Here is a 13426-nt window from a genome sequence, read left to right as displayed (position 1 = left end):
CGACTGAGCCCTCCCAGGTTCCTGGGCGACCCGTGCGTGCATGCCCTGCTCTCAGACCCCGGCGGAGTCTCGGCATCAGGCCAGTACAATGCCGAGACTGTTGCCTTCCGGTGATTGGAATGCGTCGGCTCCGCTGGCATCAGTTTCGGGGCTCTATCACACAGCCTACACGCCCCCTGTGTTCGCTTCGCAGCCGGGATCACTCCCGCACCACGCCACACTCGGTTCCGGTGGATGGCCAATCCTTACCGGCTCGGGACTTTCACCCGGTGGGCCGCAACAAGGAGTTTCCGATTCGCTTATCCGTCCGCTATCTTCCTCTCCTTCCAGGCTTTGCCTGGCGCAACCAACCGATGACCAAGGCCTTCGGCGCCTATTTGGCGAGGAAAGGCAGATAGCCTTCCATGTCGCCGCGCAGGGTGCGCGCCAGAAAACGGGCCTGGACGAAGGGCAGGAGGCCGAGCGGGACCTTGCTCTCCAGGAGCGGATGGGTCACTTCCTCCTGCTTGCGCGCCTGCCAGGCGGTAACGACGGCGCGGCGGCCGCTGTCGTTGAGCATGACGGCGCCGCCCTCGCGCGCGTCGAAGTCGGCGGCGCCGACCTGTCCGCGATTGATGAGCGTCAGCGCCAGCCGGTCGGCGAGGACCGAGCGGAATTCCTCTTGCAGATCCAGGGCGAGCGCGGCGCGTCCCGGCCGCACGGCGTGCAGGAAACCGAGCTGAGGATCCAGCCCAACGGTCTCGATGGCGGAGCGGCAGTCGTTCATCAGCATGGCGTACAGAAAGGAGATGAGCGCGTTGAAGCGGTCCAGCGGGGGGCGGCGGGTGCGGCCGTCGAGCTGGAAGCTGGCGCGCGCCTGGGGCTTGACGATGAGGTTGAGCCCGGCGAAGTAGCCGCGCGCGGCCTCGCCTTCCACGCCGCGCAGGCTGTCGAGATCTGGCGCGTCGCGGGCGGCGCGCAGCGAGGCGGCGAGGGCGTCGGCGGTCTTGCCGAGGGTGCTCGCCTCCGCCGCGTCGCTCGCCTCCCGTGCGCCGCGCTGTAGGACCGAGCGGCTGTTTCTGAGCTTGCCGGCGATCATGGCGCGCGCGTGCTCCAGTGTGACCGCGCCATCGCCGGCCGCCTTATGCTGAGCCTGACGCAGCAGGATGTTGCCGGAGACCGGCCCCTCCAACCGCGCCTTGAAGCGGCCGGAGTTGTCGAGCAGAACGAGCGATTTCCCCTCGTCCGCCAACCGATGCATCAGCGCCGGGGAGACCAGGACGTTGCCGAAGCAGACCAGGGTGCCGATGTGGTGCAACGGAACCCGCAGCTTGGTCTCCCGCTCCACCTCGATGCGCACGGTGGCGTTGTCCAGGTGGGCATAGGCGTTGGGGGTCATGACGTAGAGGGTGTTCTGGATGGTCTGCATGGTCGCTAATCCATGGCGCCGTTCGGGTCGAAGAGGGTGTCGCGCAGCGCACGCTGTTTCGTCCGCGCGGCGATGGCCTCCGGTTGGCAGAGATCCTTGAGGGAGCATTCGCGGCAGCGCTGATCGTTCACGGGCGGGGGCAGGCGGCCGGAGGTCAGCATGGCGCGGATCGCCTCGGCGGTTTGCGCGACCAGGGCGCGCAGCTCTGGCGTGAAGCTGACCTCGCGGCGGCGACGGCTGGAGGCGTGATAGATGGCGCCGGTTGGCACCGGACGGTCGAACATCTCTTCCAGACAGATCGCCTGGGCGGTCAGCTGCAGATCGTCATTCAGCCATTTTCGCCTCGGACCGTGCTTGTACTCGACCGGAAACAGGGTGCCGTCCGGCCAGTGCTCGACGACATCGCATTTGCCGATGAGCCCCGCGGCTTGGCTCCAGACCGGCAACGCATAGTCCAGGCGCGCGCCATCCTTGCCCGCCACGTGCGCGGCGCAATCGACCCGCTCATGTTCCGCATTCCCGCGAGCGGTGTGGACGTTCTGGTCGAACTCGCCTTCCAGATAGATCAACCCGCACCGCCGTGGGCAGTAGGTGTATTGGTTCAGGGCGGAAAGGTTGATGGCTTCGATGGTCATTGCATCCTCGGTGCATCTCGCAAGGCATTGACAAACACAACAGAAGTGTTTAGACCCTCGGCCATGAACTCGAACGAATTCAAGCGCTGGCTGGCCAAACAGGGCGCGACCTTTCAGACCGGGAAAGGATCGCACCTGAAAGTTCTCCTGAACGGTCGCCAGTCCGTGATGCCGATGCACCACGGCGAGCTGAAAACCGGCACGGTCGAAGCCATCAAGAAGCAACTCGGATTGAAAGGAGACTGAGCCATGTTCGATTACCCCGTCATTCTCGAAGCACAGCCCGAGGGCGGCTTTGTCGTGACCTTCGCGGACGTCCCCGAGGCCATCACGCAGGGCGAGGATGAAGACGAAGCCCTGCTCTATGCCGTCGATGCGCTGGAAACCGCGCTCTCGTTCTATGTCGAGACGCGCCGTCCGCTGCCTGTCCCCTCGCTGGCGGCCGGCCGTCCGACCGTGCGCCCATCGGCCCTGGAATGCGCCAAGCTCGGCGTCTACCAGGCCATGACCGAGCAGGGCATCCGCAAGGCAGAACTGGCGCGACGCCTGGGCTGGCACCTGCCACAGGTGGATCGCCTCTTCGATCTCAAACACGCCTCGCGCTTCGATCAGATCGAGGCCGCCGCGCGTGTTCTGGGCCGCACGATCGAGGTGCGGGTCTCCTGAAGCCTGGGAATCGGCGTGCCGCGTTAAACCGGAGTTGCAGCAGGGGTTCTCCCATCGACCAGCAATTCCACCCCGGCGGGCAGACGCTCCGGATAGACCTTGACCACATAGTCGGCGAAGGTGCGCGGCGAGCCCTGCAAATCGGCTCGACGCTCGATCTCGATGATGGCATTCACCTGCTCGCGGCCAGGCTGGGAGAAATCCAGCAACCGGTGGGCCGGGGCGCAGCCGAGCATGGCTTGCCGGACCCGCTGGGTGGCATCGCTGTCAGTGCCGACGTGTTTGAAGACATAGAGTCCACGGCAGGACATCACGCCCTTGGAGGCGGAGCGGTCGTGGTCCCACATGCCGAGCAGCGCCTCCCAGAGGTGGTCCAGGTCGTCATCCGAGAAGCCGGTGCCTTGGGCTAGATGGGCGGAGATGAAGCCCTTGCAGGCATAGAGGCCGTAGGGGATCAGAGCCTTGCGGCCCATGGTGCGGAGCTTGTCTTCCTCCTGATTGTTCTCCCAGGTTTCATAGTCGGCCATGGTCGCGGCCCCCGTTACCCGTTCCGCCACGGCCATGCGCGTAATGGAGGCATCCATCGGGAGAATGGGGTCGAGCGAGCGCGAGAAGGCGACCTGCACCGGCCCGCGCACTTGCCCGGCATTGGCTCCGGTGGACATCACGGCGCCGAAGGTGCGGACATCGAAGAACTGATCGCACATCCACTTGCGTGCAGCCCCGACCTGGGTGCGATTGCCGCCTCCGCTCGGTGCTCCGCCGGTGGCGATGTGAGCGGCGGCAATCGGTTTGTTCAGATTGGTCGCGTGTTCGACGAAGATCGCGTTGGGCGCGGCATTGGCGAACGCGGTCTGTACATAGTTGCGCACCCGCCGCTTGACGGCGACGTCGGACACCAATCCGTGCATGTCCTCGGGATCGATACGAGGGCTGTTGCCGGCATCCGGGTCGCCGTTGGGATTGCCGTTCTCGCAGTCGAAGAGGTAGAGAAATTCATAGCGGTTCTGGATGGCACTCATGGCTGCTCTCCTTGTGCTGGTGCTTTGGTGACGTCGGAGTCCGAGCCGGTCGCGTCGGTTCTGTTGCCGGCGCGCAGGGCGGCGAGCTGCTGGTAATAGCCCAGGGCGAAGAGTCCCTGGCCTTCGAGATCCAGGATACGCGGGGCACCGTCGCTCAGACGGACCATGACCTCGGCCAACTGATTCTCGAACCACCAGGCGAGTTTGGGGTCGAGCTTGGCCAGGTGATTGCGGGCACTGGCGGACAATCGCCCCAAAAAGAGCCCTGGCGTTTGACTGAACGCGGCGTAGTAGCGTTGCACGACACCGGCGCCGACATCGCCCAGGGCGGCCCGTTGCAGGTTGGCGAACACCGCGAGCAGGCGCCCGCAATGATAGGCGGCGGCGGGGTGGTCCGGGTTGAGATAAGCGGTCATGCTGGCGTCACCTCCTGGCGTGAGTCGAACGAAGTAGGCCCGCATGAGGCCCATCCTGGCGTGATTGATGGCTGGCTGCTCCTTGTCGATGACCTCCACGCGAAAGCGGGCAAGGGCTTGGGCCATCAGGGAGCGGGGAATCTGCAAGCCCCTGACCGCGACGCGCCAAAGCGTCGCGGCGGTCGGCGCGGGCAGATCCTTTAGCTCGCGCACCAGCGCACCGCAGACGGCAAGGAATTTGGGATCCTGGGCCAGCGCGTGACCATTGCGGGCGACGATGGCCAAGTCGGCAAACCAGGCCGCGATGTGCCCAGCCAAGTCTTCGAAGCGGCCTTCCATCCAGTCCCGCACCATGACCCGTCCGGCGGCGCCGGAGAGTGTCAGGGCGTAGTAACGGTTATCGCCTAGTTCAGTGCGTTCGCCGGAGTGGATGGCGTCGAGCAGACGACGCACGGCAGCTTGTGCGGAGGCATCCGTCTGCTCGTCAGTCTCCATGCTCATCAGGAGGGCGAAAAGATCGTCGCTTGGGGCGATGCTGTCTTTGTACCAGTGCGCAACCAGTGTATTGGCCAGCTTGCGGCTGTGATGGCGGATCAGGTCGTTGAGTCCGTCCGCATAGCGCTGAACAGCCTCTTCGTCCATGGCTGCATTGGCGGACTGGTCGAGTCCATAGGAGCCGAAGGATGCCTTGTCGAAACCGACCATCACATCGCCCATCGCCAAGCCGCCGACGCCTGATAGACCCGTGATCTTGGGATGGGTGGATAGTGGATGGATGGCCTTGCCGGTGAGGAGGCAGCGCATGGTGCTTTCGGGAGACGGATTGCCGGCCCGATCCGCCCCCTTCCCAGGCTTGGCGGCAGAGCTGATGTCTGTCTGACGCCAATCACGCCACCAATGCTGAACGTTTTGATCATCACGCGGATCTGCGGCCCCGATGTGCCATGTGATCCAGTCCGTAGGCTTGGCCTTGTGCGTTTGGAGCGCCCCGCGGACCTTGGCAACCCGCTCGGGATCGCTCATGAAATCGGCGAGCGGCACGAGCGTCGGTACGACCGACGCGGCCTGACGCAGCAGTTTGGCATAGTAGGCGTGGCGCTTGATGGTCTTGCTGTCGGGCTCCTCGTCACGTTTCGTCAGGAGTGTGGCGTATTGGCAGGATTCGATCAGGAAGTGGGCTCGCCCTCCTGCGTTCATGTTGTGCATGTCCGGGCAGCGGTCGAGATCCTGGCCGCGTTTGCCGTCGCCCAAGGGAACAACGTTCAGGAAGCGCCCATCATGGGTCAGCTCTGCGGACCAACGGATTTCCCGGGATTTGAAGCCGGGCTCGGATCCGGTCAGATGGCTCTCGGCATAGTCGGCGAGTTCCTTGAGCATGCTCAGGCTCCCCCAGGCTTCTTGACGGCGGCACTCTCGAACGGCGGAACCTCGATGATGCCGCTGCGGAGGCTGGCGTCGAATAGGCTGATGAACGGCGGGTCGCCATCCTTGACGATCTCCCGAGAGAGGTCGAAGACGTCGTAGAGCATGAGCCCCACGTGCTGGTCTAGCGGGATCGGCGGCTGCGCGGTGGCGGCCGTATCCTCGACGTATTCGAAGAATGCGGGGAATTCGCGACAGCCGAAATAGGGTTGCTGGAAGCACTTCCCGCCGCGGGCGCGGCGCTGAAACTGGCTGTTCATGGCGACCTGTTCCGCCCGGAACGCGGGCTTGGGGACGATTCGCGCGGTTAAACGGTAGCGGACCGTTTTCAGCGCCATGGTTTGGCGCTGGGTGCGTCCCTTCTGATCGGTGCCAAGCTCGTCTTTGCCGCCGTCCGCCCATAGCGGCTCGGGGTTTGCGGTGCCCTTCATCCATTTGTTGAGCACGGCGGTCCCTGGCACACGGTCCTTGACTTCATTGCGCCGCAAGGCGATGTAGCGCGGTGGCTCAAGAACCTCGATGCGGGTGATTTGCCAATGGAAATAGGGTCGTACCCGATTGCCTTCGCGGCGGGCGTCCCAGTAGATGGCGTCGAAGATGCCCCGCGCCGCCGAGGGTGTGATGACGGGATAGGAAAACCGCTCCACCTTCATCTCAGGTCGGGTGAAGCAGGCGAGGTCGCCCCAGACTTCGAGCGTGTGCGTGCCGTTGACCATGGTTCCTCCAATGGATGGGTGATCCGCGCCCGCCGCGTCGCGCGCCGGCTGCTCAGCCGATGAGGAGCTGCTGTGCTTGGGGCAGGATCAATCCGAGGGTCTCATCGTAATGTACAGCATGTGGATCTTCGAGGATGAACCACTCGTTCTGTTGGCGATCGACCTTGCGCGTCCGACGTAGCTTGGCGGGGATCAGCACACCCCACGCGGGGTGGTCGGTCGGGGGTCGATAGAGGCTGACGGACAGGGTCTGGGCACGCCGCATCCAGGCCCCGCCGATCCCCTCCGCTTCCGCCTCGGCGCGCAGCGCCTCGAAGTCATCGAGCCGTTTGTCCCAGGGGACCAGCACTTGGATGGCGTCCTGATCGATGAGGCGATAGAGACGGGCGATTTCCGGGAAATCACGGGTCTGGACCGCTTCGGCGAAGGCCGGATTCTGGCTCGCTGGCCGACTCAGGTCATAGAGTTGCCGGTAATACTCGCGAAACGTGACAGGGTCGTTGATGTCCAGATCTCCCTGATCCAGGAGGATCCGGCGCGTGACTTCGGCGGCCTGGAAATAGGCATGGGTCGGATAGCGTCGGCGCCAATCGCCCGGTTCAGCTGGGTCGAAGACCAACAGGCTACCCAACGCGCTCAGGCGCCCCTCCCGATTGCAGCGTCCCGCCGCTTGGGCGATGGCTTCAAGGGGCGCGAAGGCGCGCAGGACGCGCGGGAAATCCAGATCGACGCCGGCCTCGACGCATTGGGTGGCGATCAAGCGGCAGGGGTCGCCTTGGGCGAGCCGCCGGCGTACCTCTTCGAGCACGGCGCGCCGATGCACCGGGCAAAGATTGGTCGATAGATGAAGAATCTCTGGCGCGTCGCCCAGTGCCTCCAGCAGGGCCATGGCGTGACGTTTGAGATTGACGACCACCAGCCCCCGAGGAATGTCCCCTAGGTCGGCGGCGAGATCGTCCCAGGTGCGCGTCTCGCCAGGCTCCGGCCAGGTCACGGTGACGCGCTTTAAGGCGGCGAACAGGGCCGGATGATCCGGAACGGCCTCGACCGGTTGCCAACCGGGGGCTGCCTGTTGGCTGACGGCTTCGTGCAGGGAGTCGAAGGCGGGCTGGGTAGCGGTGGCGAAGACGATGCTGGAACGGTAGGTCGCCGACAGATGCGAGAGCGCGGCCAGCGTGGGCACGGCGAGTTGGGCGGGTAGGGTTTGGGCCTCGTCGAAGAGGATGACGGACTCCATCAGGTTGTGCAGCTTGCGGCAGGCGGACGGCCGGTTGGAGAACAGCGACTCCAGCAATTGGACATTGGTGGTGATGACGATGGGGGCGTCCCAGTTCTCGGCGAGCAGGCGTCGCTCACGTTCCTGGGGCGGCTGGGCGTCGTCCTGGGCCGTCTCGGCGCCGAGCCCAGCCAGACTGTGATGCTCAAGGACGAAGTGATCGGGGAAGTCCGCAAAAACGCTGCGGTAGACCTGGGCGGTTTGTTCGATGATGGTCAGGAATGGAACGGCCAGAATGATGCGCTTGAGTCCATGGCGTTGTGCGTGCTCCAGGGCGAGTTTGAGCATGGCCAGGGTTTTGCCGGAGCCGGTCGGCGCGGTCAGGGTGAAGCAACCGATCGGCGCCTGGGCGGTTTCGGCGCATGCCTGCCAGAGCCTTTCACGGGCCTCGCGCACGATCGGTTGCGCCTGGGTTGCTGGGCGGATGCCCTCGCGCATGAAGCGGTCGAGCGCGAGGAGGGCGGCCTCGGGATCGAGCGGTGGACCAGGCTGGCGCTGCCGTTTACCAGTGGCGTCGCCCTCGAAGTGCGCCTCGGTGTCCAGAAAGTCGGCATCCACAAGGCAGGAGAAAAGTAGCCGCACGTCAAGCATGGCGGCGATGGCCTTGTTCCAACTCGTGACGGCCGTGGTCGGTGGCGACTGGAATGTCAGACCGTCGTTGCGGGACCGTGCGAGCAGTCGATCCAAGTCAGGGTCGGAGAGTGCCAGACCGAGGGGATGTCGGCGGGCCAGCTTCTCCGGATCCAGGCACATGAGTGATATTGGATCGCCCCTTTGCAGGCCGATGTGATGGCCTTGGATGGCGAGCGCGGCGGCGATGGCCTGGTGTTCCTTGAGGGCCAGCCATGCCCCCATCGACCAATGGTCGAGTCCCGCATCCTGCCCCCGTAATCGCCGTTGGAAGCGATCGCCGTACTTGCCGAGATCGTGCTGCTCTCCGGCAAGACGGGCCTCTTCGCACCAAGGTGCAGGGCCGGCGAAAGTCCTCGCTAGGCGGCCGACGGATTCAAGGTGCCTGTGCAATGGGTGCCAGGCTCCAACCGCGTTTGCGCTATGGGCGTGGAATCCATCGCTCTCCATCGTTCATGCTCCTTTTGCGCGGCTGCCGTGCTCGTGCCGTCATTGGGTTGTGTTCTAGGAACAAGCGGCCCGGCCAGCTCCAGAGCCCTGGAAGATGGGCACGTCCGTTCAGCGCCGAGGTGGCATTCGCGCTTGGAGCGCGGACTTTGCCCATCCTACCGATCCGTCATCGGCAGTGGGAGCGGCGCCCCGCCGCGATCGTTTGTTCGGAGCGGCATCCGTCGCGCCGGGGCGGCGCTCCCACCTTTGTCGGTCGACATTTCCTGCGCCGCTCCGGTCAGCCCGTCAACTGCTCGACGACCGCCGTGATCTGCCGCAGCCGCTGCTCCGGCTCCGCCATCTCGCGGAAGAACTTGAGCTTGTCCGCGCCATCCAGCTTGAATTCCTTGGGCTTGGTCTGGACCAGTCGGATGAGGTTGGCGGGGTCGATCTTGGGTGTCTCGGTGAAGTGGATGCGTCCGCTGGCGGGACCGGCTTCGATCTTGCGGATGCCCCAGGGCTGGACCTTGAGCTTGAGTTCGGTGATGTCGACCAGGTTCTTGGCTGGGTCGGGCAGCAGGCCGAAGCGGTCGATCATCTCGACCTGGATTTCGCGCAGGGCGTCCCGGTCGGCGGCACTGGCGATGCGTTTGTACATCACCAGACGGGTGTGGACGTCCGGGAGATAGTCGCTCGGCAGGAGGGCGGGGATGCCGAGGTCGATCTCGGCGCCGTGGTCGAGCGGGCGGTCCAGCTCCGGCGTGCGGCCGGCCTTGAGGGCGTCGACGGCGCGCTCCAGCAGCTCCATGTAGAGGGTGAAGCCGATCTCTGTAATCTGGCCGGATTGATCGTCGCCGAGTAGCTCGCCGGCGCCGCGGATCTCCAGATCGTGCGTCGCCAGTGTGAAGCCGGCGCCCAGGTCCTCCATGGACTCGATCGCCTCCAGCCGCTTCTTGGCATCCGCCGTCATGACCTTGGCCGGGGGCGTGATGAGGTAGGCGTAGGCGCGGTGGTGCGAGCGTCCGACCCGCCCGCGCAACTGGTGGAGTTGGGCCAGGCCGAGCTTGTCGGCGCGGTTGATGATGATGGTGTTGGCGCTCGGGACGTCGATGCCGCTCTCGATGATGGTGGTGCACACCAGCAGGTTGAAACGCTGGTGGTAGAAGTCGCGCATGACGCGCTCCAGGTCGCGCTCGCGCATCTGGCCGTGGGCGACCTGAACGCGGGCCTCGGGGATCAGCGCCTCCAGTTTCTGCGCCTGATTCTCGATGGTCTCGACCTCGTTGTGGAGGAAGTAGACCTGGCCGCCGCGCTTGAGTTCGCGCAGCACGGCCTCCTGGAGCAGCGCGTCGTTCCAGGCGCTGACGAAGGTCTTGATGGGGTGACGCTCGACCGGCGGGGTGGCGATGATGGAGAGGTCGCGCAGGCCGGACATGGCCATGTTGAGGGTGCGCGGAATCGGCGTCGCGGTCAGGGTCAGGATGTCGACCTCGCTGCGCAGGTTCTTGAGCTGCTCCTTGTGACGGACGCCGAAGCGGTGCTCCTCGTCGATGATGGCCAGCCCCAGGTTTTTGAACCGAATGCTGGGCTGCAGCAGCTTGTGGGTGCCGACGACGATGTCGACGGTTCCGGCCTCAAGCCCTTCCAGAATCCGCTTCTGCTCTTTGGTGGTGCGGAAGCGCGACAGGCTCTCCACCCGGACGGGCCAGTCGGCGAAGCGGTCTGAGAAGTTCTCGAAGTGCTGCTCGGCCAGCAGGGTGGTGGGCACCAGCACGGCGACCTGGCGTCCGCCGTTGACGGCCATGAAGGCGGCGCGCATGGCGACCTCGGTCTTGCCGAAGCCGACGTCGCCGCAGACCACGCGGTCCATGGGCTTGGCGTCGACCATGTCGTCCAGCACGGACTCGATGGCGCGCAGCTGATCCGGCGTCTCCTCGAACGCGAAGGCCGCGGCGAAGGCGGCGTACTCATCCCCATGCTTCGGAAAGGCCACGCCCTGACGGGCCGCGCGCCGGGCGTAGATGTCCAGCAGCTCGGCGGCGACGTCGTGGGCCTTCTGCGCGGCCTTGCGTTTAACCCGGTCCCATTGATCGCCGCCGAGGCGGTGCAGCGGCGCGCTTTCGGGCGAGGCGCCGGTGTATCGCGAGATTAGATGCAGCGAGCTGACCGGGACATAGAGCTTGTCCCCCTTGGCGTACTCCAGGGCCAGGAACTCGGCGGTCATGCCGCCGACGGCGAGCGTTTGCAGACCGAGGTAGCGTCCGACCCCATGGTCTTCATGCACCACTGGCGCCCCCTCGGTGAGCTCCGTGAGGTTGCGGACGATGGCGTCGCTGTCGCGCTCACGGGCCTTCCGGCGCCGCTCCTGGCGCACCCGCTCGCCGTAGAGCTGGGTCTCGGTGACGATGGCAATGCCGGGTTGCTCCAGCAGCAGCCCCTGCTCGATGGGCGCGACGGTCAGGCCAAGCCTCTGCCCGCCGTCGAGGAAGGCCTGCCAGCCCGCCACCTGGCGCGCCTGGATGTCGAAGCCCTGGAGGTGCTCCGCGAGCAGCTCGCGGCGGCCGGTGCTCTCCGCGGCGAAGAGCACGCGCAGGCCGGCTCTCTCCAGGAAGGCCCGCAGCGCCTGCGCCGGCTCGACCGCGCGGGCCTGGATGCCGAGCGGCGGCAGGGTCGTGGTGGCGAAGTTCGCGACGCTTGCATAGCCGCGCCGGCGCTCGGGGATCTCGGGGGACTGGTAGAGGACGCCCGAGTGCCGGTTGAGCGCGGCGGCTAGCTGGTCCGGCATCAGATAGAGCCGGGCGGGGGGCAGCAGCGGGCGCTCGATGTCGTGGCGTCGCTGCTCGTAGCGCTGCTCGACGCCCTTGAAGAAGGCGTCGCCGGTCTCCCGGCCGTCCGCGGGCTCGAACACCAGGGTGGTCTCGGGCAGGTAATCGAAGAGGGTCGCGGTCTCCTCGAAAAAGAGCGGCAGATAGTATTCGAGCCCGCCAGGCACGTTGCCGCCGGAGACCTCGCGGTAGATGAGGCTGCGCTTCGGGTCGCCCTCGACGATGGCGCGGTAGCGTTGGCGGAAGCCGGCGATGGCCTCCTCGTCGAGCGGGAATTCGCGCGCCGGCAGCAGGCGGATCTGGCCGATCTTGTCGCTGGAGCGCTGGGTGTCCGGGTCGAAGGTGCGGATGGTGTCGACCTCGTTGTCGAAGAGGTCGATGCGCAGCGGCACCTGGCTGCCCATGGGAAAGACGTCCAGCAGCGAGCCGCGCACCGCGAATTCGCCGTGCGCGATGACCTGAGAGACGCAGGAATAGCCGGCCCGCTCCAGGCGCTGGCGCGTCTTGTCGAGGTCCAGGCGGTCGCCGACCTTCAGCGCCAGGGAGTGGCCGTCGACATAGTCGCGTGGCGGCAGCCGTTGCATCAGGGTCGCCACCGGCACCACCAGGATGCCGCGCTCGAGGCCGGGCAGCCGATGCAGGGTCAGCAGGCGCTCCGAGACCAGCTCCGGCAGCGGCGAGAAGACGTCGTAGGGCAGGGTCTCCCAGTCCGGGAAGCTGAGGATGGGCAGCGCGCCGCCGGCCAGGAAGAAGGCGAGTTCGGCGCTCAGGTTGGTGGCGCTCTGCACGTCCTGAGTGAGCACCATGACCAGCCCGTGATGGCGCCGCGCGGCGTTGGCGATGGCGAGCGCGGCGCCGGAGCCGTAGAGCCGGCCCCAGAGCAGGCGCTCTCCGGCCTGCCGCGGCAGCGGTGGATCGAGTGGCGAATGGAGCTGAAGCTGTGCCTCCGCATGCATCGTCTGGGTCGTCCCTCAGTGCGTCGAATGGGCGGGGATTCTCGCACAGCGGCATTTCAGATGCAGTGCATCCGACAGGTCGGACAACAGGCCCACGTGCGTCGAGCCCGGAACTCGGCGCATCGCGCGAATCCAATCGCTGCCAACTGCCAGCCGGGATTCCGAACCCTCAAACCTGGCTGCAAGCAGGGTCATCGGCTTTCAGTTGGGGGATCTAGTTCACACAACGCGGACGCGGCATCAAGGACACTAAGGGGCGTCGGATCTATTGGTACCTGTGCGAGGTGGAGGATCCGGGCGGCGAGTGGCCGTGTGGCGGTCTTGGACATCTGTGCGGTCGTGGGCGGTGCATCTTCTCTGGCGTCGATCGTCAGGTTGCGATGCCTGCGCTCAGTCCGAGCCTCGCACAACCGCCAAGGCGGCCCGTCGGGGAACGACCACCCCCCCCTGGGCGTCCGTTACCCTCCTCTTCGCTGGGGCCGACGACGACGGGCGAGCGTCTGCAGCCGGCCTTGCCGGCTCGCTCGGGCGCAGCGGCTTGGAAGCGGCCACTCGGTCAGGATAGGCGACAGGGACGAGGCACGGGTCCGGTGGACCGCGTCTCGCAATCGGAACCACAGCAATTCTCAGGGCGCATGCCATGGCAAAGACGATTCTTACAGTGGATGACTCCCCATCCATTCGACAGATGGTGTCGTTCACTTTGAAAGATGCCGGTTACTCGGTGTCGGAGGCGGTCGACGGCCAAGATGGCCTGGACAAGGCCCGCTCCGGTAGCTTCAACCTCATCTTCACCGACCAGAACATGCCGCGCATGGATGGTCTCACCTTGATCAAGCAGCTGCGTGCGATGCCGCAGTACAAGACGACCCCGATCCTCATGCTGACCACCGAGTCCAGCGATGCCATGAAGAGCCAAGGCCGGGCGGCCGGGGCGACGGGTTGGCTGGTCAAGCCTTTCGACCCTCAGAAGCTGATGGACGTCGTACGCAAGGTCATCGGCTGATTGCGCGGCTCCAACCGAC

At 65.7% G+C, this 13426-nt stretch carries 10 protein-coding genes; 3 read left to right on the top strand and 7 right to left on the bottom strand.

Features of this window, described 5'->3' with window-relative positions; all coding sequences use genetic code 11:
- Nucleotides 1-373: 373 nt before the first annotated feature.
- Both cas1c and cas4 read right to left on the bottom strand, forming a co-directional pair.
- Nucleotides 374-1408, bottom strand: coding sequence for a type I-C CRISPR-associated endonuclease Cas1c (gene cas1c, locus CKO23_RS11460; protein ID WP_200331148.1), 1035 nt, complete (start codon nucleotides 1406-1408; stop codon nucleotides 374-376).
- A 5-nt stretch (nucleotides 1409-1413) separates the two neighbouring features.
- Nucleotides 1414-2043 carry a CRISPR-associated protein Cas4 gene (gene cas4, locus CKO23_RS11455; protein WP_200331147.1) on the bottom strand — a complete coding sequence of 210 codons (630 nt, stop codon included), beginning with the start codon at nucleotides 2041-2043 and terminating at the stop codon, nucleotides 1414-1416.
- A 63-nt stretch (nucleotides 2044-2106) separates the two neighbouring features.
- Between cas4 and CKO23_RS11450 the strand changes: the two genes are divergently transcribed.
- A complete protein-coding gene (locus tag CKO23_RS11450) occupies nucleotides 2107-2289 on the top strand; it encodes a type II toxin-antitoxin system HicA family toxin (protein WP_200331146.1) in 183 nt (60 codons plus the stop codon).
- 3 nt (nucleotides 2290-2292) lie between these two features.
- Nucleotides 2293-2709: a type II toxin-antitoxin system HicB family antitoxin gene (locus tag CKO23_RS11445; RefSeq protein ID WP_200331144.1), complete on the top strand. Its 417-nt coding sequence runs from the start codon at nucleotides 2293-2295 to the stop codon at nucleotides 2707-2709.
- A 23-nt stretch (nucleotides 2710-2732) separates the two neighbouring features.
- Here the strand turns inward: CKO23_RS11445 and cas7c are convergent, their stop codons facing one another.
- The 5 genes from cas7c to mfd form a co-directional block, all read right to left on the bottom strand.
- Nucleotides 2733-3731 (bottom strand): type I-C CRISPR-associated protein Cas7/Csd2, encoded by a 999-nt coding sequence (gene cas7c, locus CKO23_RS11440; RefSeq protein ID WP_200331142.1) that lies wholly within the window; start codon nucleotides 3729-3731, stop codon nucleotides 2733-2735.
- Nucleotides 3728-5524, bottom strand: a complete 1797-nt coding sequence (cas8c, locus tag CKO23_RS11435) for a type I-C CRISPR-associated protein Cas8c/Csd1 (RefSeq protein WP_200331140.1) — start codon at nucleotides 5522-5524, stop codon at nucleotides 3728-3730. The genes cas7c and cas8c overlap by 4 nt, the downstream gene beginning before the upstream one ends.
- 2 nt (nucleotides 5525-5526) lie before the next feature.
- The gene (cas5c, locus tag CKO23_RS11430) at nucleotides 5527-6285 is read right to left on the bottom strand and encodes a type I-C CRISPR-associated protein Cas5c (RefSeq protein WP_200331138.1); all 759 of its coding nucleotides are present in this window, start codon (nucleotides 6283-6285) and stop codon (nucleotides 5527-5529) included.
- A gap of 52 nt (nucleotides 6286-6337) precedes the next feature.
- Nucleotides 6338-8584: a CRISPR-associated endonuclease Cas3'' gene (locus CKO23_RS11425; RefSeq protein ID WP_200331136.1), complete on the bottom strand. Its 2247-nt coding sequence runs from the start codon at nucleotides 8582-8584 to the stop codon at nucleotides 6338-6340.
- 334 nt (nucleotides 8585-8918) lie between these two features.
- Nucleotides 8919-12401, bottom strand: a complete 3483-nt coding sequence (gene mfd, locus CKO23_RS11420) for a transcription-repair coupling factor (RefSeq protein ID WP_200331134.1) — start codon at nucleotides 12399-12401, stop codon at nucleotides 8919-8921.
- Between the two features lie 640 nt (nucleotides 12402-13041).
- Between mfd and CKO23_RS11415 the strand changes: the two genes are divergently transcribed.
- Nucleotides 13042-13407: a response regulator gene (locus CKO23_RS11415; protein ID WP_200331132.1), complete on the top strand. Its 366-nt coding sequence runs from the start codon at nucleotides 13042-13044 to the stop codon at nucleotides 13405-13407.
- The last annotated feature ends 19 nt before the right edge of the window (nucleotides 13408-13426 follow it).

Source organism: Thiocystis violacea (genome assembly GCF_016583565.1).
GTDB lineage: Bacteria > Pseudomonadota > Gammaproteobacteria > Chromatiales > Chromatiaceae > Thiorhodococcus > Thiorhodococcus violaceus_A.
Note: the sequence above shows the minus strand (reverse complement) of the source record. Positions and strands in the feature narration are given on the sequence as shown.